Annotated in this window: 21 protein-coding genes and 1 riboswitch; of the genes, 5 read left to right on the plus strand and 16 right to left on the minus strand. The window is 63.6% G+C overall.

Annotation, left to right across the window (positions count from 1 at the left end; genetic code table 11):
- Nucleotides 1-47 precede the first annotated feature (47 nt).
- The 3 genes from hda to upp form a co-directional block, all read right to left on the minus strand.
- Nucleotides 48-749, minus strand: a complete 702-nt coding sequence (gene hda, locus I6L45_RS19155) for a DnaA inactivator Hda (protein ID WP_043759448.1) — start codon at nucleotides 747-749, stop codon at nucleotides 48-50.
- 179 nt (nucleotides 750-928) lie between these two features.
- A complete protein-coding gene (locus tag I6L45_RS19160; protein WP_216982970.1) occupies nucleotides 929-1,954 on the minus strand; it encodes a DUF2066 domain-containing protein in 1,026 nt (341 codons plus the stop codon).
- 145 nt (nucleotides 1,955-2,099) lie between these two features.
- Nucleotides 2,100-2,726: a uracil phosphoribosyltransferase gene (gene upp, locus I6L45_RS19165; RefSeq protein WP_005302745.1), complete on the minus strand. Its 627-nt coding sequence runs from the start codon at nucleotides 2,724-2,726 to the stop codon at nucleotides 2,100-2,102.
- Between the two features lie 175 nt (nucleotides 2,727-2,901).
- On the opposite strand from upp, the gene purM reads away from it, so the two are divergent.
- Nucleotides 2,902-3,939: a phosphoribosylformylglycinamidine cyclo-ligase gene (gene purM, locus I6L45_RS19170; RefSeq protein WP_216982971.1), complete on the plus strand. Its 1,038-nt coding sequence runs from the start codon at nucleotides 2,902-2,904 to the stop codon at nucleotides 3,937-3,939.
- Nucleotides 3,940-3,947: 8 nt separating this feature from the next.
- Nucleotides 3,948-4,586: a phosphoribosylglycinamide formyltransferase gene (purN, locus tag I6L45_RS19175; RefSeq protein ID WP_216982972.1), complete on the plus strand. Its 639-nt coding sequence runs from the start codon at nucleotides 3,948-3,950 to the stop codon at nucleotides 4,584-4,586.
- Nucleotides 4,587-4,704: 118 nt separating this feature from the next.
- Here purN and I6L45_RS19180 read toward each other — a convergent pair whose 3' ends face one another.
- The 5 genes from I6L45_RS19180 to I6L45_RS19200 all read right to left on the minus strand — a co-directional run bounded on the left by I6L45_RS19180 (nucleotide 4,705) and on the right by I6L45_RS19200 (nucleotide 10,648).
- On the minus strand, nucleotides 4,705-5,466 hold the full coding sequence (locus tag I6L45_RS19180) for a Nif3-like dinuclear metal center hexameric protein (protein ID WP_216982973.1): 762 nt from the start codon (nucleotides 5,464-5,466) through the stop codon (nucleotides 4,705-4,707).
- A 108-nt stretch (nucleotides 5,467-5,574) separates the two neighbouring features.
- Nucleotides 5,575-6,909, minus strand: a complete 1,335-nt coding sequence (locus I6L45_RS19185) for a sigma-54 dependent transcriptional regulator (protein WP_216982974.1) — start codon at nucleotides 6,907-6,909, stop codon at nucleotides 5,575-5,577.
- Nucleotides 6,910-6,961: 52 nt separating this feature from the next.
- On the minus strand, nucleotides 6,962-7,996 hold the full coding sequence (locus I6L45_RS19190; protein ID WP_216982975.1) for a PAS domain-containing sensor histidine kinase: 1,035 nt from the start codon (nucleotides 7,994-7,996) through the stop codon (nucleotides 6,962-6,964).
- A gap of 106 nt (nucleotides 7,997-8,102) precedes the next feature.
- A complete protein-coding gene (locus tag I6L45_RS19195) occupies nucleotides 8,103-9,521 on the minus strand; it encodes a sigma-54 dependent transcriptional regulator (protein ID WP_302054815.1) in 1,419 nt (472 codons plus the stop codon).
- 239 nt (nucleotides 9,522-9,760) lie between these two features.
- The gene (locus I6L45_RS19200; protein ID WP_216982977.1) at nucleotides 9,761-10,648 is read right to left on the minus strand and encodes a DUF2726 domain-containing protein; all 888 of its coding nucleotides are present in this window, start codon (nucleotides 10,646-10,648) and stop codon (nucleotides 9,761-9,763) included.
- 258 nt (nucleotides 10,649-10,906) lie between these two features.
- On the opposite strand from I6L45_RS19200, the gene I6L45_RS19205 reads away from it, so the two are divergent.
- The 3 genes from I6L45_RS19205 to ppx all read left to right on the plus strand — a co-directional run bounded on the left by I6L45_RS19205 (nucleotide 10,907) and on the right by ppx (nucleotide 15,045).
- The gene (locus I6L45_RS19205; RefSeq protein ID WP_043759419.1) at nucleotides 10,907-11,419 is read left to right on the plus strand and encodes a glycine cleavage system protein R; all 513 of its coding nucleotides are present in this window, start codon (nucleotides 10,907-10,909) and stop codon (nucleotides 11,417-11,419) included.
- 76 nt (nucleotides 11,420-11,495) lie between these two features.
- Nucleotides 11,496-13,565, plus strand: a complete 2,070-nt coding sequence (gene ppk1, locus I6L45_RS19210; protein WP_043759414.1) for a polyphosphate kinase 1 — start codon at nucleotides 11,496-11,498, stop codon at nucleotides 13,563-13,565.
- Nucleotides 13,555-15,045, plus strand: a complete 1,491-nt coding sequence (gene ppx / locus I6L45_RS19215; RefSeq protein WP_043759411.1) for an exopolyphosphatase — start codon at nucleotides 13,555-13,557, stop codon at nucleotides 15,043-15,045. Before ppk1 ends, ppx begins: the two co-directional genes overlap by 11 nt.
- A 57-nt stretch (nucleotides 15,046-15,102) precedes the next feature.
- Here ppx and mgtE read toward each other — a convergent pair whose 3' ends face one another.
- The 8 genes from mgtE to flgF all read right to left on the minus strand — a co-directional run bounded on the left by mgtE (nucleotide 15,103) and on the right by flgF (nucleotide 24,674).
- Entirely contained in the window at nucleotides 15,103-16,446 is a 1,344-nt protein-coding gene (gene mgtE, locus I6L45_RS19220) for a magnesium transporter (protein ID WP_216982978.1), read from the minus strand.
- A gap of 123 nt (nucleotides 16,447-16,569) precedes the next feature.
- A riboswitch (M-box (ykoK) riboswitch) is annotated at nucleotides 16,570-16,739 on the minus strand.
- Between the two features lie 176 nt (nucleotides 16,740-16,915).
- Complete coding sequence (gene flgL / locus I6L45_RS19225) at nucleotides 16,916-18,133, minus strand: flagellar hook-associated protein FlgL (protein ID WP_216982979.1); 1,218 nt, start codon at nucleotides 18,131-18,133, stop codon at nucleotides 16,916-16,918.
- A gap of 3 nt (nucleotides 18,134-18,136) precedes the next feature.
- Nucleotides 18,137-20,125: a flagellar hook-associated protein FlgK gene (gene flgK / locus I6L45_RS19230; protein WP_216982980.1), complete on the minus strand. Its 1,989-nt coding sequence runs from the start codon at nucleotides 20,123-20,125 to the stop codon at nucleotides 18,137-18,139.
- Nucleotides 20,126-20,128: 3 nt separating this feature from the next.
- On the minus strand, nucleotides 20,129-21,235 hold the full coding sequence (gene flgJ / locus I6L45_RS19235) for a flagellar assembly peptidoglycan hydrolase FlgJ (protein ID WP_216982981.1): 1,107 nt from the start codon (nucleotides 21,233-21,235) through the stop codon (nucleotides 20,129-20,131).
- Between the two features lie 45 nt (nucleotides 21,236-21,280).
- Nucleotides 21,281-22,378 carry a flagellar basal body P-ring protein FlgI gene (locus I6L45_RS19240; RefSeq protein WP_043759395.1) on the minus strand — a complete coding sequence of 366 codons (1,098 nt, stop codon included), beginning with the start codon at nucleotides 22,376-22,378 and terminating at the stop codon, nucleotides 21,281-21,283.
- A 60-nt stretch (nucleotides 22,379-22,438) separates the two neighbouring features.
- The gene (gene flgH / locus I6L45_RS19245; protein ID WP_043759393.1) at nucleotides 22,439-23,110 is read right to left on the minus strand and encodes a flagellar basal body L-ring protein FlgH; all 672 of its coding nucleotides are present in this window, start codon (nucleotides 23,108-23,110) and stop codon (nucleotides 22,439-22,441) included.
- Nucleotides 23,111-23,124: 14 nt separating this feature from the next.
- A complete protein-coding gene (gene flgG / locus I6L45_RS19250) occupies nucleotides 23,125-23,913 on the minus strand; it encodes a flagellar basal-body rod protein FlgG (protein WP_005329779.1) in 789 nt (262 codons plus the stop codon).
- 14 nt (nucleotides 23,914-23,927) lie between these two features.
- Nucleotides 23,928-24,674, minus strand: coding sequence for a flagellar basal-body rod protein FlgF (gene flgF / locus I6L45_RS19255; RefSeq protein WP_216982982.1), 747 nt, complete (start codon nucleotides 24,672-24,674; stop codon nucleotides 23,928-23,930).
- Between the last annotated feature and the right edge of the window lie 54 nt (nucleotides 24,675-24,728).

Below are 24,728 nucleotides of genomic sequence, written 5' to 3' on the forward strand. Positions count from 1 at the left end.
CTGTTTCTCATTCTGTCGAGGGTCACCCCCCGCACATCATCGCGGGCTCAGAGCTCCAGGATCTCTTTGACAAAGGGGATGGTGAGCTTGCGCTTGGCACGGAAGGAGGCGTTGTCGAGGCGGTTGAGGGTCTCCAGCAAGGTGCGCATGTCCCGCGACAGGCGGTTGAGCAGGAAGCGACCCACGTCGATGGGGAGCTTGAAGCCCCGCAGCTCGGCGCGCAGTTGCAGGGCGCTGAGCTTGCCCTCGTCGTCCAGCTCGTCGAGGTGGAAGCTCACCCCCCAATCGAGGCGGGAAGCGAGATCCGGCAACTGCAGCCCCAGCTTGCGCGGCGCACTGCAACCGGTCACCACCAGGGTCCCCTCCCCCTTCTCCTTCCAGCGATTGTAGAAGTCGAACAGGGCCCGCTCCCACAGGGCGTTGCCGGCGATCGCCTCCAGGCTGTCGAGACAGACCAGGGGCAGGCTCTCCAGGGCATCCAGCATGCTGGGATCCAGCTGTTCGAACTGATCGAGGGAGAGATAGGCGGCCGCAGCATCCCGCGCATTGACCTCGGCGCAGGTGGCGTGGAGCAGATGGGAGCGACCCGAGCCCTTGGCCCCCCAGAAATAGAGGAAGGGTGAGCCCTGACCAATGGCCGCATTTTTCAGGGCGGTGATCAGATGGGCGTTGTTGCCGGGATAAAAACTGGCGAAGGTTTCATCATCCGGTAGTTGTACGGCTAAAGACAGTTGGGCCGGTTGCTTCACTCGTTGGGCTTTGACTGTGATATTTGCGGCCAAGTGTATCACCAGAGCGGCAGATAGAGAACCGCCCGGGTCATGCCGGGCGGTCAGGATCCTCTTGCGGGATCATCCATGCGACCAGGAGTTATGCAGGTCGCACGCCTCTGGGTGACAATGGGGTTGACAGGGATCCCGATGCAGGATCACTGCGACCACTGGTAACGCAGGCCGCTCTCGCTGTCTTCGACCTGGTGCAGGCGGCTCTCCAGTTGCAAGCCACGCACCAGCTCCGTTTTGTCACCCTGCAGGGAGAGGTTGAAGGTGACCTTGTCCCCCTCCAGCTTGCCGATCGTCACCTTGGTGACGCTGGCCATGCCCTGCAACAACTTCTGTATCTGGATCATGCCGTCGATGTCGGCCAGCCCCTCCACCACCAGAGTCTGACTGGACGCAACCCCGGAGAGGCGGGTGCCATATTGCTGCACCAGCCAGCCGGCCAGGGCGTCGGCAAACCCTTGTGCCACCTCGGCCTGGGCACCCGACCCCGACCCCTTGGTCAGCTCGGTCAGCTCCCTCGTCTGGGCACCCGGCTTGACACCGTAAAGCCCCCAGTCGAGGTTCCAGGTTTCCCCCTCCGGCGTCAGCTTGCCCAGCACCACCATCTCGGCACCATAGCGCTGGCTCGCACTCAGCACGGGATCGGCGAAACGCCCCCAGACGTCGGTGGCATTGACCGCCATGTTGTCGTCAAGGTCCATCAGCGGGATGCTGATCGGCAGCCCCATGGCCTGGGCCTGGGTGCGCAGGGCGGCGGACCAGCCGTCGCTGGACTGATCCGGCAGAATGCGCCGTTCCCCTTCGTCGATCACCAGCCAGACGGCCACCTGCGGACGCACGGGGCCCAGCAGGGCAAACTTGCTCTGACCTACCAGGGCATTGACCTTGGCCACGTCGAAATCGGCCTTGAGAAACTTCACCGACCCTTCGTCCTGGTAACCGTAGCGCTGCACGTAGTCAGCGGGGGCGGCCAGTGCCTTGACCACGTCCGGCTGGGTCAGGATGTCGCGCCTGCCGGTCACCTTGACGAGCACATCCCCCAGCGCCTGGGTCTGGGCAGCCGTCATGTCGCCGCTGGTGGGTGCCTTGCCCTGGTAGAGATCGGTCACCTGGGCAGCCGAGGCCACGAGCGGCAGCCAGCAGCAGAGGAACGTCGCTAAGCGTTTCAGCATAAAGAAGATTCTCGAAATGGGGGATGCTGCTTATGGTAGCGGCAAGGCGCGCATGGCAGCAAGCCGACGGGGGATAAACAGCAGAGCCGGCGAGGTGCCGGCTCCGTTTGCGCGCGGATGAAACGCGCGACTGCAGGGTCAGTGCTTACTTGGTGCCGAAGATCTTGTCACCGGCGTCGCCCAGGCCAGGCACGATGTAGCCCTTCTCGTTCAGCCCCTGGTCGATGGAGGCGCAGAACAGCTCCACGTCCGGGTGAGCGGCTTCCAGGGCCTTGATCCCTTCCGGCGCGGCAACCAGCACCAGCACCTTGATGGACTGGCAGCCCTTCTTCTTCAGCAGATCGATGGTGGCGATCATGGAGCCGCCGGTGGCCAGCATGGGGTCGATGACCAGGGCCAGACGCTCTTCGATGTTGCTGACGATCTTCTCGAAATAGGGAACCGGCTGCAGGGTCTCTTCATCGCGGTAGATGCCGACCACGCTGACGCGGGCGCTCGGCATGTGCTCCAGCACGCCGTCCATCATGCCAAGACCGGCACGCAGGATGGGCACGACGGTGACTTTCTTGCCCTTGATCTGGTCAACTTCTACTGGCCCGTTCCAGCCATCGATGGTAACCTTCTCGGTTTCGAAGTCAGAGGTCGCTTCGTAGGTCAACAAACTGCCCACTTCCTTGGCCAGTTCACGGAAACGCTTGGTGCTGATATCGCCTTCACGCATCAGACCGATCTTGTGCTTGACCAGGGGGTGTTTGACTTCAACGACTTTCATTATTATCTCCTCTAACTGCCGCAAAAAAATCGCGGAATCATACAACAAAAGCCGCCGTTTGTAGAGCATTTCCGCGCAAAAACGCGCAAACGATTTCCTTTCTGGTTTTTCACCGCCACTGTTAGAATACGCCCCGAATTTTACCCTCCACTTCTTTATATGACGGGGAATACGCGTGACTGACAAAACCTCACTGAGCTACAAGGATGCTGGCGTGGATATCGATGCCGGCAATGCACTGGTTGAACGTATCAAGGGCGTGTCAAAGCGCACTCGTCGTCCTGAAGTCCTTGGTGGTCTTGGCGGCTTTGGGGCCCTGTGTCAGATCCCTGCTGGCTACAAGGAACCGGTACTGGTCTCCGGTACCGACGGGGTGGGCACCAAGCTGCGCCTGGCCATCGACCTGAAGAAGCACGACACCGTGGGCATCGATCTGGTGGCCATGTGCGTCAATGACCTGATCGTGCAGGGCGCCGAGCCCCTCTTCTTCCTCGACTACTACGCCACCGGCAAGCTGGACGTGGATACCGCCGCCGCGGTGGTCACCGGCATCGGTGCCGGCTGCGAGCAGTCCGGCTGCGCCCTGGTGGGCGGCGAGACCGCCGAGATGCCGGGCATGTATGAAGGGGAAGACTACGACATCGCCGGTTTCTGTGTCGGCGTGGTGGAGAAGAGCGAGATCATCGACGGCAGCAAGGTCGGCGAAGGGGATGCCCTGATTGCCCTGGCCGCCAGCGGCCCCCACTCCAACGGTTTCTCCCTGATCCGCAAGATCCTGGAAGTCTCCAAGGCGGACGTGCACCAGCCGCTGGGCGATACCACCCTGGCCAATGCCCTGCTGGAGCCAACCCGCATCTATGTCAAACCCGTGCTCAAGCTCATCAAGGAGTGCGAGATCCACGCCCTGTCCCACATCACCGGTGGCGGCTTCTGGGAGAACATCCCCCGCGTGCTGCCCGCCAACACCCTGGCGGTGATCGACGAACAGAGCTGGCAGTGGCCGGCGGTGTTCAGCTGGCTGCAGCAGGCCGGCAACGTCACCCGTCACGAGATGTACCGTACCTTCAACTGCGGCGTCGGCATGATCATCGCCCTGCCGGCGGATCAGCTGGAAAAAGCCCTGGCCCTGCTCAAGGCCGAAGGCGAGAACGCCTGGCATATCGGTCACATCGCCAAGGCGGCCGATGGCGAGGAGCAGGTCATCATTAAATGACCTCCCCTATGAAACGCATCCTCGTCCTGATCTCCGGCAGCGGCAGCAACCTGCAGGCCATCCTCGACCACTGCGCCACCGGCAAGATGGCCGGAGAGGTGGTCGGCGTCATCAGCAACAAAGCCGATGCCTATGGCCTGGTGCGTGCCCGGGAAGCCGGGGTGGCCACCGCCATCCTGTCCCAGCAGCAGTTTGCCAGCCGGGAGGAATATGACGCCGCCCTGCTGGCCCTGATGGCGGACTATGCGCCGGATCTGGTGGTGCTGGCCGGGTTTATGCGGATCCTGAGCGCCGATCTCGTGCGCCACTTCGCCGGGCGGATGATCAACATCCACCCCTCCCTGCTGCCGAAGTACCAGGGGTTGCACACACACCAGCGCGCCATCGAGGCCGGCGATGACGAGCACGGTGCCAGCGTGCACTTCGTCACCGAGGAGCTCGACGGCGGGCCGGTGATCCTCCAGGCCCGGGTCCCCATCTTCGAAGGGGACACGGCCGACGAGGTCGCTGCACGGGTACAGGTGCAGGAGCACTGCATTTACCCCCTGGTGGTGCAGTGGTTCTGCGAGGGCAGGCTGCAGATGCGGGAGGGTGCCGCCCTGCTCGACGGCGTGCGGCTCGGCCCTGCGGGTTATGCCAGCGAATGACCGGGAACGGAATGTAAAAAGGGAGGCCTCTGGCCTCCCTTTTTTATTTGTCGCTCTTGTTTTCCTCGTGCAGCGCAATGCTTGTTGAAAGATGCAGGCAGCAAGGCCATTGGCGGGGTTAAACCGGATTGTCGATATCGATAAAGATGACATCCAGCCCGTGCACGGTGGCGAGCCACTCCCCCAGGGCCTTGATGCCGTAGCGCTCGGTGGCGTGGTGGCCGGCGGCATAGAAGTGCATGCCCATCTCGCGGGCAGTGTGGATGGTCTGCTCGGAGGCTTCGCCGGAGATGAAGGCGTCTATCCCCTGCTCCGCCGCCTGGCTGATGTAGCTCTGGCCACCGCCGGTGCACCAGGCCACCGAGCTGATGAGCTCAGGGCCGCTGTCGCCGCAGTGGAGCGGTTCACGGCCGAGCCGATCGGCAATCAGCTTGGCAAAATCGCTGCCGCTCATGGGGGTCTCCAGCTTGCCTACCATGGCGACGCTCTTGCTGTTCCAGGGCTCCAGGCCGCGACGCACCTTGATGCCGAGCAGCTTGGCCAGCTGGGCGTTGTTGCCCACCTCGGGGTGCACGTCCAGGGGCAGGTGATAGGCAAACAGGTTGATATCGTGGGTCAGCAGGGTCTTGATGCGGCGCTGTTTCATGCCGGTGATCTGGGCAGGCTCGCCGCTCCAGAAGTAGCCGTGGTGGACCAGGATTGCGTCGGCCTCGGCCGCCACGGCCGCATCGATGAGGGCCTGGCTGGCAGTGACGCCGGTCACCACCTTGCGAATGCGCTCGCGCCCCTCCACCTGCAGGCCGTTGGGGCAGTAATCCTTGATGGCATGGGGCTCGAGCAGGTGGTTGAGCAGGCTTTCGAGTTTGCGATGAGAGATCATGGGAGTCTCCTAACAGGGCTCCCTGCGCAGGATCGCAGGGAGCCGGATTGAGATCGTCAGGGGACCATGATAATCGAGCCGGACCGGCAAGGCCACGGTATGCCGCTCCTAGGCGGGCAGCTCGATGCCCGCGTCACGCATCTGGGCCAGCTTGTAGCGCAGGGTGCGCGGGCTGATGCCGAGCTTGTCGGCCACCGCCTTGCGGCTGCCATTGCACTCCTGCAGGGTGTCCAGGATGATCTGGTGCTCCTGCTGCTTGAGCTCCCCTCCCAGCCCCTCCACCGACAGGCGTTCCAGGGGACGCACCAGCTCCTCGTCCGTCTCCTCCAGGATCAGGTGTTCGCAGCCGACCACCCCCTCCGGGCAGAGGATCAGGGCGCGCTGCACCACGTTGTCCAGCTCGCGCACGTTGCCGGGCCAGGGGTGTCGGAGCAGGCGCTCTCGGGCCTCATCAGAGAGCCGGGGCGCTGGCAGCCCCTGCTGGCCAGCGTGCAGCGCCAGCAGGTGCTCCGCCAGGGGCAGGATGTCACCGGGACGCTCCCAGAGCGACGTCCAGCGCAGGGGGAAGACGTTGAGACGGTAGTAGAGATCTTCGCGGAACAGCCCGTCCTGCACCGCCTTCTTCAGGTCCCGGTTGCTGGTGGCGATGACCCGCACATCGAGGGGGATCATCTTGCGGCTGCCGAGACGCTCCACCTCTTTCTCCTGCAGCACCCGCAGCAGCTTGGCCTGCAGCCCCAGATCCATCTCGGTGATCTCGTCGAGCAGCAGGGTCCCCCCCTGGGCCTGCTCGAACTTGCCCGGACACCCCTGTACCGCCCCGGTGAAGGCCCCCTTCTCGTAGCCGAACAGGGTCGCCTCCAGCATGTTCTCGGGAATGGCGGCGCAGTTGATGGCGACGAAAGCCTGTTCGGACCGGTTGGAGTTGTCGTGGATGTAGCGGGCCAGCACCTCTTTGCCCGTCCCGCTCGGACCGCTCACCATGACGGTGGCCTCGCTCCTGGCGACCCGGGTCGCCAGCTGGAACAGCTCGGCGGTCTTGGGATCCCCGTACACCACGGCGCGCTTCTCCACTTTCTGGGCCGGCACGTAGCGGCTGACCTGGTTGAGCAACACCTCGGGGGAGAAGGGCTTGGCCAGGTAGTCGATGGCCCCCTCGCGCATGGCGCGCACCGCCCCGTCGATGTTGGCATAGGCGGTCATCAGGAGCACGGGCACCTGGGGGTACTGCTGGCGGATGTTCGCCAGCAGGGTGAGGCCGTCCATGCCCCCCATCTGGATATCGGAGATCACCATGTCAAAGCGCTGGCGGGAGAGCGTCAGCAGCGCCTTCTCGGCACTGTCGACCTCGCGGCACTCGTAGCCCCCGAGCAGCAGGGTATCCACCAGGGCCTCGCGCAGGCCGTTGTCATCTTCCACCACCAGGATGCGGGCCTGGGTCATGCTGCACCTCCTGCGGCGGGGATCGGGTACGCCCACTGGGGCAAGACGTGATTCATGCTACACCTCCAAGCTGCACCGCTTGCTGGTGCAGGGGGAACGACAGGGTAAAGCAGGTGCCCTCGCCGGGCACCGAGGCCACGCTGACCTCCCCCTGGTGGGCACGTACCACGGATTGCACCACGGCAAGCCCGAGACCTGTGCCCTGGGAGCGCGTGGTGAAGAAGGGTTCGAAGATCTGGCCGAGCAAGGCGGCGGGCATCCCCTTGCCATTGTCGAGGACGCGCATCTCCACCCGGCTGCCGCTGCGCACCGCGCTCACCAGCAGGGAGTCGGCGCCGGCCTGCCGGGCGTTGGCGATCAGGTTGTTGATGGCCCCGGCCAGGGCGCTGCTGTTGGCGAGCAGGCAGAGATCGGGCTCCGGTACCTCCAGGTGCAGGGCGCAGCCCTGCTGATGGCAGAAGGCCTCGGCACCGGCCTGCACCTCCGCCAGCAACCCCTGCACCGAGATGGGGGACACCACCTGGTTGTCGCCGTTACGGGCGAACAGCAGGATGTCGTTGATCTGTTTTTCCAGGTCTTGCAACCTGGCCATCAGCTTCTGCTGGAACTGGCTGCGGGATTCGGGCTTGAGGGTGCGGTTGGCCAGATTGGCCGCATAGAGCATGGCGGCGGAGAGGGGGGTGCGGATCTGGTGCGCAAGGGACGCCGCCATGTTGCCCAGCGCCGACAAGCGTTTCATGTGGTTGACCCTGTCCTGCAGCTGGCGGGTCTCGGTGAGATCGGTGATGAACACCAGCTGACCCGGCTGATCCGGCAACGGCTGGGTGGAGAGCTGCACCCGGCGACCGTCCCGCAGGGAGATCTCGTGGCCGTCGTCCTCGCGGGGCTGGAAACAGCGGGCGATGATCTGGCGCCAGGAGAGACCCTCCAGCGGCTCACCCAACAGCGCCAGGGCGGCAGGGTTTGCGCGGGTGATCAGCCCCTCGCCGTCGAGCAGCAGCACGCCGGTCGGCAGTGCCGTGAAGATGGCGTACAGCTGGCTCACTTCGTGAGACTGGAGCGGGTGGTCCTGCGGCGAGATTGTCATAAAGCTGACCTCAAACTGGCGATTGAGTCAGCTTATTCAATTTCCATGCCAGCCAATAAAACACTATATATCAATACTTTAATAGCAGAGTGTCAAAGCATTGACCTCAGTTGTCCTTGCTCATGCCGTATTTCTTCATCTTCTCCACCAGGGTGGTGCGGCGCATGCTGAGCAGGTCGGCGGCGCGGGCCACGACCCCGTCCTGGGACTCCAGGGCCTGACGGATCAGCTCCACCTCGAGGTCGGCCAGCATCTCCTTGAGATTGACCCCCTCCTGGGGCAGTTGCATGGGCAGGGGCATGGCGATGCCCGGGTCCAGCACCGGGGGGGACTGGAACACCGCGGCCAGGGCATCCCGCTCATCCATCTCGGTGAGACTCTCGTCCCTGGGCTCGCAGGGCAGCAGCCGGTAGCGCCCGGGCAGGTCCGCCACGTCGACGATCTGGTTCGGATAGAGGATCAGCAGGCGCTCGATGAGGTTCGACAGCTCGCGCACGTTGCCCGGCCAGGGGTACTGCATCAGGGATTCCATGGCCCGCTGGGTCAGGCGAATGATGCCCCTGTGCTGCTCCGCATGGCGATTGAGCAGCTCCTGCAGCAGCAGCGGAATATCGTCGCAACGGTCGCGCAGCGGCGGCGTCTCGATGGGGAAGACATTGAGGCGATAGTAGAGATCCTCGCGAAACGCCTGGGTGCGGATCATCGCCTCCAGATCACGGTGGGTCGCCGCGATCACCCGCACGTCCGCCTGCACCGTCTTGCCTCCCCCGACCCGATCGAACTGGCGCTCCTGAAGCACCCGCAGCAGCTTGACCTGCATGGGCAGCGGCATGTCGCCGATCTCGTCGAGGAAGAGGGTCCCCCCCTGGGCCAGCTCGAAGCGGCCGCGCCGGGCGGCGATGGCGCCGGTAAAGGCCCCCTTCTCATGGCCGAACAGCTCGCTCTCCAGGAGCTCTGCGGGAATGGCGCCGCAGTTGATGGGCACGAAGGGACCGTGACTGCGGGAGGAGAGCTCGTGGATGGCACGGGCCACCACCTCCTTGCCAGTCCCGGATTCCCCCAGGATCAGCACGTTGGCGTCGGTCTCCGCCACCTGGCCGATGAGGCGGCGCACCTCCTGGATCCCCTTCCCTTTGCCCACCAGCAGGCGCAGCAGCGTCTGGCCCTTGTCGTGGAGCTGGTGACGGGGATGGAGGGAGATGAACGCCTGGCAGAAGTGCAGGTGACGGGTCAGGGACTCATAGGTGAAAGGCGCTTCGGCCACCCCGATGAAGTTGCTTGAGCCATGGTCTTCCGGCATCAGGGAGATGAACGGGATGCGCGGGTAGGCGGCCAGCAGCTCGCCGAGGGGGCGCTCGCTCAGTCCGCCCGCCAGGATCCCCTGCAGCGGACCGGAAGAGTCGATGGCCACGTCGAGATCGGCCTCCACCACCTCCTGCCAGGGTATCCCCATGAAGGAGAGCACTGTCCCCAATTGCTGACGCCGCTGCTCATCCCCATCAACGAGCAGCACCCCCATAGCCATCCTATCCATATTTTTCACACCTGAAGCCAAGTTATTGTTTTTAAATTGTTTATTATAAGCAGCTATGCACTGTGCCACGAGGGGCACAAAGTGCCAAAATTCCGGCGGATTGTCAAAACTTGTCGGATTATAGCCTGTCTGGGCGGGACGGGGATCACGCTCTGGGCAAACCCGGTGTCATGCGAAAGTCTTACAGGGGGAAAGCGAGGCGCCGACAGGGACTGGCGCCTCGAGCAGGATCAGTGCTTGACCCTGTCCTGGGGGGCGGCGTAACGGCACTCTGGGAAGCGGCTGCACGCGAGGAAGAGGCGGCCGGCATGGGGGCCTTTCTTGGCCTCTCGCTCCACCAGGGGGGCCGCGCAGCGGGGGCAGTGCGGAGTCTCGGTCCGGGGCTCATCTTCCTCATCCGGGTCGAGGAAGGGGTTGTCCACCAGCAGGGGCTCAGGCGCCACGAGCTGGGAAGCAGCAACAAGGGGCTCCGGCTCCACGGGCGCCTCCACGGTTGAAGGGGACGCCATCAGTGGCATGCTCGCGCCATGCCCGGGTGCGCCGAGATCCACCCCATCGAGCAGCAATGGACTGAAGGTCGGCTCGCGGCGCTCCCCCGGCAGCAGATCCTCCGACGGGGCGCTCGCCCTTGTCAGCAGGGGCAACAGCTGCTCCCGCAGCTCCTCCACATCATAATGGCTGCCAGCCGGGATCTGCAGCAACGGCAGACCCGCACCATCGCAGGCGGCCTTGAGGAAAAGATCCCGCCCCTTGCTGCGTTTCTGATGGCGGTGGCCGCTCTCATCGAGTTCGACGGCGCAGAGGAAGGAGAGATCCGCCGGATGGCAGAGCAGGTAGTCGAAGTGCCTCTCGCCAATCTTGCCAAGCGCCTGCTGCCGCTTGCCCTTGCCCAGGCGTGCCTCCGGCGTCAGCACCAGGGAAGCGCGCACCTTGGCAAAGACCCGCGCCTGGTCGCCCACGGCCTGATCCAGCGCGCCGAGGAAGGTGCGCTCGGCAGGGCTCAGCAAGGTTTCCTGCAACTCATAGGGCTCGGCCCTGTTCTCTTTGCCCCGACGCCAGACGATCGCCAGCAGGAGCAGCACCAACAATACGGATCCCGATACGACGAGGCTATTCATACACGCACATCCCGTTCACAAGACATATTCAGCTCAAACCAACACGAAGGGGCCACACTCTACCACGGGGGACGCGCCTCAGGCAGAGCGGAAATCGACGCCGCTCCGGCATTCGCGTTTTTTCACTAAATTTGCGCGGGGCGGGCTTCATCTGGCCTGTCACAGCAGGCACAATGCTAGAGCCCATGGACGTTTGGCCCACGCGCGGTCGTCCCCAGACGTCAACAGACCCCAAGCAGCCCATTCAAGGAGAGCAGGATGCAAAAGCAATTGGTCGTCACCGTGATCGGCGCAGACAAGCCCGGTATCGTCGAGAGCCTGGCGGACACCATCACCCGACAGCAGGGTAACTGGCTGGCAAGCTCCATGAGTGAACTGGCCGGGCAATTCGCCGGCATCCTGCATGTCGCCGTCCCCGACGAACACTACCGCAGCCTGTGCGAGGCGCTGGTGATGCTGCCCGGTCTCACCGTCAGTTTCGCCGAAGGCCAGCTCAGCCCGGAGCCGGCCTGTCAGGTGATGCTGAGCGTCACCGGCAACGACAGGCCGGGCATCGTCCACGAGGTGGCCAGCATCTTGCGCCAGCTCAACGTCAACGTCGCCGACCTCACCACGGGCTGCGAACCCGCGCCCCACTCCGGCGCCCCCCTCTTTTATGCCCATGCCCTGGTGGCCCTGCCGCCACAGGTGGCACTGGACGATCTCGTCACCGCCCTGGAGTCCCTCTCCGACGACCTGGTGGTCGACATCGATCAGGATCTGAGCGAATAGCGCTGACTGTCATAAATCCGTCATGGTTTGACGCCATAACTTCCGCGCAGACGCAATCAGAGCACAGAGGAACCAGATGAGCACCGACAAGCAGTATGAAGAGAAAGAGCTTAGCTGGCTCTCATTCAATGAACGGGTGTTGCAAGAAGCCATGGACAAGACGGTCCCCCTCATCGAGCGGGTCCGCTTCCTCGGGATCTTCTCCTCCAACCAGGACGAGTTTTTCAAGGTACGGGTCTCGGACGTCAAGCGCCGCATCCTCATCAACGAGGTGCACGGCGGCGACGACGAGGCCAAGGTGCTGCTGCGGGCCATCCAGCAGAAGGTGATGGCCCTCGGCGAGGCATTCGACAACACCTACAAGGAGCTGCTGCTCGCCCTCGCCCGCCACAACATCTTCCTGGTCAACGAGAACCAGCTCTCCGAGTCCATCCAGCAGTGGTTGCGGGTCTTCTTCCGGGAAAAGGTGCTGCGGCACATCATCCCCATCCTCCTCAACAAGGAGGTCAACCCGGTCAAGTTCCTGAAAGACGAGCACACCTATCTCGCCATCGAGATGAAAAAGAACGGCCAGGTGATCCAGTACGCCCTGGTGGAGGTGCCGACCGACGATCTGCCCCGCTTCTTCCAGCTGCCGCCGGAGGGGACTCGCCGCAAGAAGCAGATCATCATCCTGGACAACGTCATCCGCTTCTGTCTCGACGAGATCTTCAAGGGCTTCTTCGACTACGACGAGATTGCGGCCTACGCGGTCAAACTGACCCGGGATGCCGAATACGATCTCTCCGACCAGCTGGACCTCAGCCTAGTGGACAAGATGAGTGATGGCCTGAAGCAGCGCCTCACCGCCATGCCGGTGCGCTTCGTCTACGAGCGGGAGATGCCCGCGGCCATGATAAGCTTCCTGAAGCTCAAGCTGCAGATCAGCTCCTACGACGCCATCATGCCGGGCGGGCGCTATCACAACTTCAAGGATTTCATCGGCTTCCCCAACGTGGGCCGGGATTACCTGGAAAACCCCAAGCTGCCGGCGCTGGACTGCCGCGACTTCGACGGCTTCGTCAACGCCTTCGACGCCATCACCAAACAGGACATATTGCTCTACTACCCGTACCACAAGTTCCACCACTTCACGGAGCTGGTGCGCCAGGCGGCGTTCGATCCGGCGGTCAGCGCCATTCGCATCAATATCTACCGGGTCGCCAAGAAATCGCGGATCATCCACTCCCTCATCGACGCCGCCAACAACGGCAAGAAGGTGACTGTGGTGGTGGAGCTGCGCGCCCGCTTCGACGAGGCGGCCAACATCGACTGGGCCAATATCCTGACCGATGCGGGGGTCAAGGTGGTGTTCGGGGTGCCGAGCCTCAAGATCCACTCCAAGCTCTGCCTCATTACCCGCCACGAGAACGGCGAAGCGGTGCGCTACGCCCACATCGGGACCGGCAACTTCAACGAGAAGACCGCCAAGATCTACACCGACTTCTCCCTGCTGACCCGCCACCCGGACATCACCGCCGAGGTGGAGAGCGTGTTCGAGTACATCGAATACCCGTACCGGCGCTACAAGTTCAACCACCTGCTGGTCTCCCCCATCAACAGCCGGCGCCAGCTCTATCGCCTCATCGACAACGAGCTGGCCAACGCCAAGGCGGGGCAGCCCAGCGGCATCACCCTCAAGATCAACAACCTGGTGGACAGGGACCTCATCAACCGGCTCTATGCCGCCGGTCAGGCCGGGGTGCCCATCCAGATGATCATCCGCGGCATGTGCGCCCTGCGCCCGGGCGTACCGGGCCTGAGCGACAACATCCGGGTCATCAGCATCATCGACCGCTTCCTCGAGCACCCGCGGGTCATGGTGTTCCACAACAAGGGCAACCCCCAGCTCTACATCTCCAGTGCCGACTGGATGAGCCGCAACATCGACGGCCGCATCGAGGTGGGTACTCCGATCTATGACGAGCGGCTCAAGCAGCGCATCCTCGACATTCTCGAGCTGCAGCTGGGCGACACCTGCAAGGCACGGGTCATCGATGCAGACCAGAAGAACGAGTACGTGAAGCGGGGCAACCGCCGCAAGGTCCGTTCCCAGGTCGCGATTTACGACTACCTCAAACGCATAGAGTCACACCATGGACAATAGTCTGTACGCCGCTGTCGATCTGGGGTCGAACAGCTTCCACATGGTCATCGCCCGCCTCAACGAGGGGCGGATGCAGATCGTCGATCGCATCAAGGAGCGGGTGCGCCTCGCGGAAGGGATGGACGAGCAGCGCCGCATGTCGGAAGAGGCCATGGCCCGCGGCCTCGACTGCCTCGCCCTGTTTGCCGAGCGCCTGACCAATATCAAGCCGGATCAGATCCGCATCGCCGGCACCTACACACTGCGCCGCGCCAGCAACGCCCGCGCCTTCGTGAGCGAGGCGGCCAAGGTGCTCAACCACCCCATCGAGATCATCAGCGGCCAGGAGGAGGCGCGCCTCATCTATCAGGGGGTCGCCCATACCCAGCACATCGAGGGCCAGGTGCTGGTGGTGGACATCGGCGGTGGCAGCACCGAGCTCATCATCGGCGAGGGGTTCGAGCCCAAGGCCCTCACCAGCCGCAAGATGGGCTGCGTCAGCTTCACCCAGAGCTTCTTCCCTAACGGCAAGCTGAGCGAGAAGGCCTTCAACGGCGCCGTGCTGGAGGCCCAGCACCAGCTCGCCCCCATCATCAACCAGTACCGCAAGCTCGGCTGGCAGAGCTGCCTTGGCAGCTCCGGCTCCATTCGCACCGTGCGTGACGTGTTGCAGGGGGAGGAGTGGACCGACGGCGCCATCACCCTGGCGGGCCTGGAGCGCCTCAAAACCGAGATGCTCAAGCACAAGAAGGTCGACCAGCTCAAGCTGGCGGGCCTCACCGAGGAGCGCCAGGGGGTGTTCGCCGCCGCCGTGGCTATCCTGCTCGGGCTCTTCACCTCCCTGCCCATCGAGCGGATGGAGTACTCTGACGGCGCCCTGCGCGAGGGGCTGCTCTACGAGTTCGAGGAGCGGTTGCAGCACCACGACATTCGCGAGCGCACCGCCCTGGCCCTCTCCACCCACTATCATATCGACAAGCGCCAGGCCACCCGGGTGGAGCAGAGCGTCCTCGCCCTGTTCGATGCCCTGAGCGGCCCCTGGGAGATGCCGGAGGAGCCCTATCGCGCCATTCTTGGCTGGGCGGCGCGACTGCACGAGATAGGCCTCGCCATCAACTACAGCGGCATCCACAAACACTCAGCCTACATCTTGCAAAACACCGACCTGCCCGGTTTCAACCAGGACGATCAGGCCCTGCTCGCGGCCCTGGTGCGCTTCCAGCGCAAGGGGCTCAAGCTCGCCGAGCTGCCCGCCCTGCCGAACCACGACGAGCAGACGGTGCTGCGCTGCATCCGCATCCTGCGCCTCGCGGTGGCGGCCCACCACAGGCGCCAGGACAACCTGCTGCCCGAGTGGAACGTGCAGGCCGCAGGCGATCAGCTGGTGGTCACCCTGCCGCTCGACTGGTGCGACGAGAACCGGCTCCTGATGCAGAATCTGGAGAAGGAGCACCGCTACTGCCAGGAGCAGGGCTGGCCCCTGCTGTTCCAGCTCGGATAAGGGCCAAACCCAGACGAAAAAGGCAGCCGATGGCTGCCTTTTGTCGTTATGCCGGTCTCACTGCAGGTCAGGCAGGATCAGCTTGGCTATCTCGAAGTAGATGATGAGGCCGGTGCCGTCCACCAGGGTGGCGATGAAGGGGGCCGAGACCACCGCCGGGTCGATGCGCAGGCGGCGCAGCACCATGGGGATCACCGAGGCGACGGTGGCACTCCACAGCACGATGGCGACGATGGTCAGGGTCACGACCATGCCGATCTCGGGCCCTACCCCCAGGCTCCAGGCCCTCACCCAGGCGGCCAGGGCAATGGCCGCCGAGATGAGCAGGCCGGTGGAGATCTCTTTTTTGAGCACGGTGCCGAGGTTTTTCAGGCTCACCTCCCCCACCGCCATGGCCCGCACGATCGTGGTGGTGATCTGGGTGCCGCTGTTGCCGCCGGTCCCGATCAAGAGCGGGATGAAGAAGGCGAGCGCGATGGCCGCCTCCAGCTGCTCCTCGAAGGCCCGCAGCACCGTGCCTGTGTATGCCTCCGCCACGAACAGGATGAGCAGCCAGCCCACCCGCTTTCGCCACAGCTGCCAGGGGGTCGCCTGCAGGTAGGGCGTGTCCAGCGGCGAGGATCCCCCCTGCAACTCCGCATCCTCGGTGGATTCGAGCTCCAGGATGTCGGCGGCATCGTCCACGTGGAAGACCCCCACCAGACGCCCCTGATCTTCCACCGGCAGGATGGAGAGGTCGCGATCGATCAGCAGGCGGGCAGCCAGCTCCTGATCCGCCCGGGCATTGATGCGCACCGTCTCCCTGTCCATTAGCTCCCCCACCCCCTGCCGGGGATCGGCGATCAGCAGCGACTTGAGGGAGACGTGGCCCAGCAGGCGCCCCTCGTCATCCACCACATAGAGGTGCCCGAACAGCCGGGCCTGATCCCAGGCGCCGTGGATCAGCTGCCTGGCGCTCTCCACCGTCGCCCCCTCCGTCACAGAAAGGTATTCATGACGCATGTTGGCCCCCACCGACTCGCCCGGCCAGGCTAGCAGCGACAGGAAGGCGCGCCTTGCCGGATCGGGCAGACGGGCGAGCAGGGTCTTGCGATCGTGCTCATCGAGCCTGCGCAGCATGGTCAGCAGGTCGCGACGAGCGATGGCCCCCTGCAGGACCCCGACGATGCTGCCATGGAGCCTGAGCAGCAGCTGGCCGGCACACGCCGCAGGCAGGGAGCCTAGCAAGGCCGCCCCTTCGCGCTCGGGCAGGGTATCGAAGATGCAGTTGAGCTCTTCCGGACGCAGAACCAGGAGCTGATCGGCGCGGGCCACCGGATCCTGGTTGTGTGCAAGCCACCCCCGCAGGGCGGCAGGGTCGAGCAGTTGATGACGGTTGAGCAGGGTGTGTGTTTTCTTCATCACAGATGTCCTCATGTGATCCCGGGTCGGGCCCGGGAGCAGCCGGTCATACCGGCTGCCGTTTGCAAGAAAACAGCAATTTGATTGACGAGTAACAGGCAGGAAATGACGCCGTCCGGCGTGTTTTCATCCCCACGTACCAGCTTTAGCACTGCATAACGTATCCGGCATGCCGGAAGCCACTTGGGTTGACACCTTAATCCGATGAAAACTGTCCTGATCTTGGGCGTCTCTGGACGTCGTGAGATCAGTGGCCTGTGTTTATGCAGGAGCCTCGCCTAACGAGATGCTGCGAATGATGCGCACGGCGTGCCGTGCGGTCGGCATCATCGGCGCCCGGGCGTATGGCGTCAAGGAGGTTCGGCCCCTGGCAACGGGTTGTTACAATTTGGGCGGGAGGCTGGCTGGGGATGAAAAGAGCGCTCCCCCGGGCCAGGGCCACGAGGGAGCGGGCGGTCAATGGCAGATATCAGCGGATATAGTCGAACAGGGTCAGCTTGCTTATCTTGCTGAAGGCGAGCTGGGAGGCGCTCATGGCCGCATCCTCCTTGGAGAGGGTCGCGATCACCTCGTACATGTCGGCCTCCGAGACCTTGGCCCGCGCCTGCTGGTTCAGGGTGCTTAGCCCGTCATTGGAACTCATCACCTGTTCCAGGCTGTTGAGCCGGCTGCCCACCTCCCCCTGCGCCCTGTCCACCTTGGTTCTGGCGTTATTCATATGGGTCGTCGCATCGGCCACCTCCAGCTGGAAGTCGCTTGCCGGGAGCGCGGGGTCGCGCAGGGCCGAGATGAAGTCGGACATGCCGTTGAGTATGTTGTCGTTCACTGGCTTATCGAGCACAAAGGTTTGAGGCGCCGAGCCGGCAGGCAAATCCAGGGTCAGCTCCAGCCCGTTGAAGGAGATGGCGTTGCCCGCCGTATAGGGAAGAGCGGGTCCCTGGACAACAACACCCAGGCTGTTCTCAATATGATAGGTTTCAGGTGGGCCAATTTGGGTCCTCACCGTGAACTGATTGTTGGTCACCGTGGCCGGGTCATAGTTGTTGCGATAGAAGCTCTCGAAGTTCCCCTGATCCCCGATCCCCACCTGGATGTTGGTGCTGATTGCGCTGGCGGTGCGCCGGGTGGCCACCGTCTCGAACAGCTCGAAACCGGAGTCGTTGGCCGGGACCTTGACCGTGGGAGAGACCTGGATGCTGCGCTGGCCCGTGTCCCCCTGGAACACATAGTTGCCGCTGGCGTCCTTGACGAAGGGCTGGGTCTTGCTCTGGTTGCCGCCGAAGATGAACTCCCCCTGGGAGTTCTTGCTGTTCATCAGATCGAACATCTGTTTCTGCAGTCCCTCCAGCTCGCTTGCGATGGCGCTGCGCTCCTCGGCCCCCATGGCGGAGTTGTTCGCCTTCTGGATCAGGGTCTGGGCGCTCAGCATGGCGCTGTTGAGGGAGGTGAGCACCGTATCCTCGTGGCCCAGGCTGTTCTCCAGCAGGCTGCCGTTGACACTGTACTGTTTGAAGAGGTCGATCTCCTTGGTCAGCGCCATCTTCTGGCTCATGCCGGAGGGATCCTCGCCGGCACGGGTGAACTTGTCCCCCGTCATCAGCTGGTTGTAGGCCGTGTTCTGGCGTTCGCTGACCTTGCTCATGGTAGCCAGGTTGCGGTCATAGATCATGTTGGTGGTGATGCGCATGACTTACCTCACGGAGGAGAGCAGGGTGTCGAAGATGGTCTTGGCGGTGTTCACTATCTGGGCAGAGGCCGCATAGGACTGCTGGAAGCGGATGAGGTTGGCCGCCTCCTCCTCCAGGTTGACCCCGGAGACGCTCTCGTAGATGCCGGTGCTCTGGGTCAGCTTCGCCTCGTTGGCCTCCAGCAGGGTCTTGGCCTGGCTGGTCTTGTTGCCAATCCCGCTCACCAGCCCCGAGTAGGCATCGTTGAAGGTCATCTTGTCGTTGCTGGTGGCGGCATTGTTGTTCTTGCGCACCAGCTCCTTGTTCTGCAGCTCCGCCAGCGCCAAGCCGTTGGCGTTGTCGGCGAAGCCGTCCTTGTTGTAGCTCAGGGTGAAGCTGTCATTGGCCTCCACCTTGCCGGTGATGCTGAAGTCGTAGCCTGGGGTCAGGGCCGGCACTATGGGGGTGCCAAGCGGCATCTCCAGAGCGGACATCAGGTTCTGCCCCTTGGTGGAAGCCGGCGCCACCCCGAGCAGGTTGTTGTTCTTGTCGTAGACCTCGTAATTGCCGCTGCCGTCGATCTTGATGACCTGGGGGGCGCTCGGGTCCAGGGTGTTGGTGCCAAAGCCCGACCCCGTTCCCGTGTTGTAGAGGCTGCTGATGGTGATCTCGCCCGAGCCCAGGTTCTGGGCGTTCTTGTCCGCCTTGATGGGGGACGCCAGCGCGATGTCCTCGGGCCGGGTGATGGCGGCCTCGAGGCCGGCGGCGGCATGTTTGGTGGGTTGCAGCACTATCTTGTCGCCGGCCACCGGGGCGCCGGAAAGCTCTATCTCGATGCCGTGCCCCGCCACCTCGAACTTGGCGGGCGGAGTGGTGCCGGTCGCCACCGAGGTGCGCTGGCCACTGGCATCGATGGAGAAGACCTCATAGCCGGTGGGGCCGTTGAACTGCACCTCATAGTCGAAGGTGGTCACCTCGCTGCCCTTGCCGGGCACGAAGTTCACGCTGGCGGCGCCACTGCCCTGGTTGCCGGCATACGGCAACCCCTGGCTCCCCTCGAGGGTGAAAAGATCCCCTCCCAGCTTGTTGTCCAGATCCATCCCCAGCCGGTTCTGCTGATTCATGGCGTCAGCCAGGGCGACGGCCAGCTGCCCCAGCTCCCGCTTGGTCGGCTCCAGATCCCGGCGCGCGGTGAAGAGGCCGCCTATGGTCCCCCCCATGTCCTTGTCGCTGATGGTGGCCTTGTTGGCCCCCAGGGTCAGCTGCAACGTCGCATCCCGGGAGTCAGGGTTGCCCGCTACCACCTTGAACTGGGCCACGCCACCGTCCAGCACCAGGGAGTGCCCGGTGCTCATGTTGACCAGCATGCTGCCGTTGGGCTGGGTCACGGTGCGGATCTCCATCTTCTCCGAGAGCTGGCGGATGGCCTCGTCCCGCTGATCGAACAGCATCAGGCTCTCTTCCGGCGAGCCCTGGGTGCGGATGATGGCCTGGTTCAGATCGTTGATGCTGTTCAGCAGGCTGTTCACCCTGTCCGTCTCGTCGCCTATGGTGGCATTGATGGTGTCGCTCTGCTTGTCGAGCTGGGCGGAGAGGGTATGGAACCTGTCCACCATGCCGTTGAGTTCGCTCAATGTGGTCTTGCGCCCCCCGATCTCGGCGGGCGACTCGTTGGCGGTATGGAAGGCCTTGAAATAGGAGGTGATCGTGGTGCCCACGCTGTTGCTGCTGTCACCGAGCAGGCTGTCGAGCTGGAAGAGCTGATCGTAGCGCGCCCCTGAGGCGTGGTAGGCGGAGGTGTCCCGGCGCATCTCGGCCTGGGCATAGGCGTTGATGACGCGCTCGCTCACCATGTCCCCCGTCCCCAATCCGATGGAATTGGTGTAGATCAGGGTGCGTTCACGTACATAGCCCTGGCTATTGACGTTGACGATGTTGTTACTGGTGGTCTGCAGCAGCCGCTGCTGGGCCAATACACCCGATGTCCCGATTCCAAGCAGATCGCTTGCCATAGCTTACAGCTCCATCTCTGTGTTCCTGGTCGCAGCGTTGCCGGGCGCCGAGTAGCCGGCGATGGCATCGCTGCGCAACACTTGTTTAAGTTTTTTGGCGTACTGGGGGTCGGTGGCATACCCGGCCTGCTGCAGTGCCTCGAAATAGCGGTCAGGGCTGTCGACCTTGGCCAGGGCCCCCTTGTAGCGGGTGCCCGAGGTCAGGAAGTCCACGTAGTCGTTGAAGCTCTCCTCGAACGACTCGTAGGAACGAAACGCCGCCTTCTGACGCGACGCCACCCCTTGTTCATACTCCAGAGTGCTCACCACGGCCTTGGGCCCTTCCCAGCGCGGATCGGCCTTGATGCCGAACAGGTTGTGGGTTATCTGCCCCTCCCCGTCCTTGATCACCCGCTTGCCCCAACCGCTCTCCAGGGCAGCCTGGGCCACCAGCACCGCCGGGCTCAGCCCCAGTTTGTCCGCCGCCTTCTTGGCGAGCGGCATCAGCCTGTCGACGAACTCTTCCGGACTGTCGAACACCTTGGCACTGCCATCCAGGGCCGGCGCCCGCTGGATACTGCCCATGGGCGGCACGGTGCGGTGAGGGCGACGAGGCGGGGCCAGCCGGGACTCACCCCCATTCATCTCGCTCTTCATTTCGTTATCAGCAAAATCTTTGCCAACTTTGGAGGCCGCGATCAGATCGTTGGAAGCACTGGGGGGCTGATAGGGCTTGTAGACCCGCTCGGTGCGCTCGGGCAGCTTGAGCACGCGCCCATCCTGATGGGTGAAGGTCTTCTCGGGGGAGAGCTGTCTGGCCACCATCTCGGCAATGCCGAGCCCCCCTTTGCTCGACATGTCGGCAACCCGCTGCTCGTCCAGCATCCCTTCATAGAACTGGGTGTAGCTGCTGTTCATCGGGTTCCCCTCGGTCAGCACCGAGTTGGCCTGGCGCATCCCCTTGAACAGAGTCTGGGTGAAGATGGACTCGAACTGGCGAGCAGCCGCCATCAGTGCCCCCTGCTGCCCTTCCTTGCTCTGGCTCTGGCTCATGCGCCGCAGCTTGTCCAGGTTCTGGACGTCCTGCACCATGCCAAGATTGATACCGCTCTGGGTGTCGAACTCTGCCATAACTACCTCTTTGCCGCCCGTGGCAACCGCTTGCCGCTCAAGAAACTACAGAATGACCAGCTGCCCCTGGATCGCGCCCGCCTGCTGCAGCGCCTCCAGGATCGCCATCAGGTCGCCCGGGGCCACCCCCACCTGGTTTACCGCCCGCACCAGATCGTCCAGGGTCGCACCGGTATCGAACTTGAACATCCGCCCCGGATCCTGCTGCACGTTGATGGTGGAGTTGTTGGTGACCGCCGTCTGCCCGCCCGCCAGCGGATTGGGCTGGGAAACCTGCTGGTTCTCGGCAATGGTGACCGTCAGGCCGCCGTGGCTGATGGCGGCCGGGCGCAACCTCACCTCGCTGCCGATGACGATGGTGCCGGTACGGGAATTGACGATGATCTTGGCGGACTCGCTCGCCGGATCCACCTCCAGGTTCTCGATGGTGGAGAGGTAGGAGACCCGCTGGGCCGGATCCCGCGGCGCGAACACCTTGATGGAGGTGGCATCCTGCGCCTGGGCGGTGTTGGGCCCCACCAGATCGTTGACCACGTCAGCCACCCGACGGGCGGTGGTGAAGTCCGGCCGGTTCAGGTTGAAGGTGATGGTGTCCCCCTGGCTGAAGGAGTTAGGCACCTCCCGCTCCACGGTCGCCCCGTTGGCGATGCGTCCCACGGTCGGGGTGTTGATCACCACCTTGGATCCGTCCGCCCCCTCGGCCCCCAGACCGCCGACCACCAGGCTGCCCTGGGCCACCGCATAGACGCGGCCGTCCAGCCCCTTGAGAAAGGTCTGCAGCAGGGTGCCGCCCCGCAGGCTCTTCGCCTCGCCGATGGCGGAGACGGTGACGTCTATGGTCTGGCCCGGCTTGGAGAAGGGAGGCAGGTCCGCATGGATGGCCACCGGCGCCACGTCCTTGATCTTGGGCTTGATGTTGTCCGGCACCTTGATGCCGAAGTTGTTGAGCATGGTCCTGAAGGTCTGCTCGGTGAAGGCGTTGTTCTTCTCACCCGTGCCGGGCAGACCCACCACCAGACCGTAACCGATCAGCTGGTTGCTGCGCACCCCTTCCACCGAGGCGAGATCCTTGATGCGGGATGCGTGCGCCAGCCCGAGCGGCAACAGGCAGCACAGCAGGGCAAGCAGACGGAATCGGTTCATGACATCTCCTAACAAAACCACTGTGGCCCGGAGCAAACGGGTTGTCCGGGCACCTGACGCTTAGATGGGCCACCAGGGGCCATTGAAGAAGCTGGTGAGCCAGCCCTGTTCCTGGGTGTTGGCCAGATCGCCGGTCCCACCGTAATGAATGCGCGCATTCGCCACCTTCTGGGATGACACGCTGTTCTCGGAGCTGACGTCCTCCGGACGCACCAGGCCGGTGATGCGGATGTACTCGTTGCCGTTGTTGAGCATGATCCACTTCTCGCCGCGTACCAGCAGGTTGCCGTTCGGCAGCACCTTGACCACGCTGACCGAGATGTTGCCCTGCAGGCTGTTGCTCTGATCCGCCTTGGCCTGCCCCTTGAACGCACTGTTCTGGCCGATGGAGGCCGACAGATCGTAGGGCCCCGCCGTGACCGGCACGCCCCCCAGGGTGACGGGGTCGAGCGCCAGCTTGTTGTCCTTGCCGCTCTGGGTGTTGGCCTTTTTCGACGCCGAGGTCGACTCCGCCAACTGGATGGTGATGATGTCACCCACCCGGTGCGCTTTGATGTCCGAGTAGATACCGTTGACCTGCTCGGGCTGGAAGATGGCCCCGGTCGGGCGCACCGACACCGGCTCCGACTCGCCGTACACGGGGGCGAACTCGGGATCGTCGGGTCTCGGGGTGTTGAGGGTACTGGTACAGCCTGCCAGCGTCAGCAGGCTCAGCATCCAGATGGCTTTCATCATGACTCTCCTGATCAGGTGCGCTGGGTAAGGAAGGACATCATCGAGTCCACCGCAGAGATGACCTTGGAGTTCATCTCGTACACCCGCTGGGCCTGGATGAGGTTCACCAGCTCCTCGGTCACGTTGACGTTGGAGGTCTCCAGCATCCCCTGTTTGATGACCCCGAGCCCGTCCGCACCGGCGGTTCCCTGGATGGGGGCGCCGCTGGACTGGGTCTCGACGAAGAGGTTCTCCCCCATGGGCTGCAAGCCGGTCGGGTTGACGAAGTCCGTGGTGTTGATCTGGCCCACCACCTGGGACTGGCCGTCCCCCTTGAGCTGCACCGACACCTGGCCATCCTCCCCCACGGTCACGCTCTGGGCGTTCTCGGGGATCTGGATCTCCGGCTGCAGCGGATAGCCGTTGCCCGGGGTGACGATGGTGCCCTCATCGTTCAGGGTGAACTGGCCGTTGCGGGTGTAGGCCGCGCTGCCGTCCGGCAGCTGGATTTCGAAGTAGCCGCGGCCGCTGATCATCAGGTCCAGGGAGTTGTCCGTGGTCTGGACGTTGCCCTGGCTGTGGTTCTTCTGGGTGGCGACCACCTTGGCCCCCGCCCCCAGCATCAGGCCGGAGGGCAGTTCGGTGTCCGCCGAGGAGCGGCCACCGGGCTGGTTGACGTTCTGGTAGAGCAGATCCTCGAAGATGGCTCGCGCCTTCTTGTAGCCCACGGTGCTGGCGTTCGCCAGGTTGTTCGAGGTGACCGAGATGTTGGTCTGCTGGGCATCGAGGCCGGTCTTGCTGATCCAGAGTGCAGGATTCATGGTGTGCTCCTTGATTAGCTGATACGCAGCAGCTGGGTTTGGGCCTCGTCGTTCTCCTCGGCGGTCTTCATGATCTTGACCTGAGTTTCAAACTGACGTTGCAGGCGAATAAGGTTGGTCATCTCGTCGACCACGTTGACGTTGCTCCCCTCAAGGGAACCGGCGATCAGGCCCACCTCGGCAGAAGCGGCTTCCTTTTGGCCATCCTTGCGGCGAAACAGGCCATCCTGACCCTTCTCAACCGCATCCCCCGCCGGGTTGACCAGCTTGATGCGCTGGAAATCCTCCGGCAGGTTGGCGGCAGCTCCCTCGGGGCGACCGCTGATGGTGCCATCCCGATTGATCTCGATCTTCTCCATGGGCAGCGGCAGCACGATGGGCTGACCGCCGTCGTCCACTACGTTCAGACCGGTGGAGGTCTGCAGGTTGCCGGTGGCATTGAGCTGGAGGTTGCCCATGCGGGTGTAGGCTTCGCCGCCGTTGGAATCCTGCACCGCTATCCAGCCCGGCCCATCGACGGCGACGTCAAGATCCCGGCCCGTGGTCTGCAGCATGCCGTGCTGCAGGTTCTGACCCGGCCGCTCGGTCATGGCGAACACCCGCGTGGGCAGCCCTTCGCCAAACGCCTGCATGCTGCGCGCCTGCTCGAAGTCAGACTTGAAGCCGATGGTGTTGGCGTTGGCCAGGTTGTTGCCACGCACAGCCAGGCTGTTCATGTTCTCCTTGGCCCCGGACATGGCGATGTAAAGCAGGTGATCCATGGGATCCTCCGTCAAACAGATGACTCTCGCGGGAGAACTGCAAGTAGAATGCCA

Source organism: Aeromonas sp. FDAARGOS 1415, assembly GCF_019048365.1.
GTDB lineage: Bacteria > Pseudomonadota > Gammaproteobacteria > Enterobacterales > Aeromonadaceae > Aeromonas > Aeromonas taiwanensis.

Excerpts from the sequence above, each read along its gene's own strand:
- mgtE (WP_216982978.1), bottom strand. The coding sequence starts at position 16,446 with ATGAAGAAAACACACACCCTGCTCAACCGTCATCAACTGCTCGACCCT.
- flgL (WP_216982979.1), bottom strand. The coding sequence starts at position 18,133 with ATGCGCATCACCACCAACATGATCTATGACCGCAACCTGGCTACCATG.
- ppk1 (WP_043759414.1), top strand. The coding sequence starts at position 11,496 with ATGAGCACCGACAAGCAGTATGAAGAGAAAGAGCTTAGCTGGCTCTCA.
- I6L45_RS19160 (WP_216982970.1), bottom strand. The coding sequence starts at position 1,954 with ATGCTGAAACGCTTAGCGACGTTCCTCTGCTGCTGGCTGCCGCTCGTG.
- I6L45_RS19200 (WP_216982977.1), bottom strand. The coding sequence starts at position 10,648 with ATGAATAGCCTCGTCGTATCGGGATCCGTATTGTTGGTGCTGCTCCTG.
- flgF (WP_216982982.1), bottom strand. The coding sequence starts at position 24,674 with ATGGATCACCTGCTTTACATCGCCATGTCCGGGGCCAAGGAGAACATG.
- I6L45_RS19195 (WP_302054815.1), bottom strand. The coding sequence starts at position 9,521 with ATGGCTATGGGGGTGCTGCTCGTTGATGGGGATGAGCAGCGGCGTCAG.
- I6L45_RS19190 (WP_216982975.1), bottom strand. The coding sequence starts at position 7,996 with ATGACAATCTCGCCGCAGGACCACCCGCTCCAGTCTCACGAAGTGAGC.
- I6L45_RS19185 (WP_216982974.1), bottom strand. The coding sequence starts at position 6,909 with ATGACCCAGGCCCGCATCCTGGTGGTGGAAGATGACAACGGCCTGCGC.
- flgJ (WP_216982981.1), bottom strand. The coding sequence starts at position 21,235 with ATGGCAGAGTTCGACACCCAGAGCGGTATCAATCTTGGCATGGTGCAG.
- I6L45_RS19205 (WP_043759419.1), top strand. The coding sequence starts at position 10,907 with ATGCAAAAGCAATTGGTCGTCACCGTGATCGGCGCAGACAAGCCCGGT.
- I6L45_RS19180 (WP_216982973.1), bottom strand. The coding sequence starts at position 5,466 with ATGATCTCTCATCGCAAACTCGAAAGCCTGCTCAACCACCTGCTCGAG.
- I6L45_RS19240 (WP_043759395.1), bottom strand. The coding sequence starts at position 22,378 with ATGAACCGATTCCGTCTGCTTGCCCTGCTGTGCTGCCTGTTGCCGCTC.
- purN (WP_216982972.1), top strand. The coding sequence starts at position 3,948 with ATGAAACGCATCCTCGTCCTGATCTCCGGCAGCGGCAGCAACCTGCAG.
- flgG (WP_005329779.1), bottom strand. The coding sequence starts at position 23,913 with ATGAATCCTGCACTCTGGATCAGCAAGACCGGCCTCGATGCCCAGCAG.
- flgK (WP_216982980.1), bottom strand. The coding sequence starts at position 20,125 with ATGGCAAGCGATCTGCTTGGAATCGGGACATCGGGTGTATTGGCCCAG.
- upp (WP_005302745.1), bottom strand. The coding sequence starts at position 2,726 with ATGAAAGTCGTTGAAGTCAAACACCCCCTGGTCAAGCACAAGATCGGT.
- ppx (WP_043759411.1), top strand. The coding sequence starts at position 13,555 with ATGGACAATAGTCTGTACGCCGCTGTCGATCTGGGGTCGAACAGCTTC.
- flgH (WP_043759393.1), bottom strand. The coding sequence starts at position 23,110 with ATGAAAGCCATCTGGATGCTGAGCCTGCTGACGCTGGCAGGCTGTACC.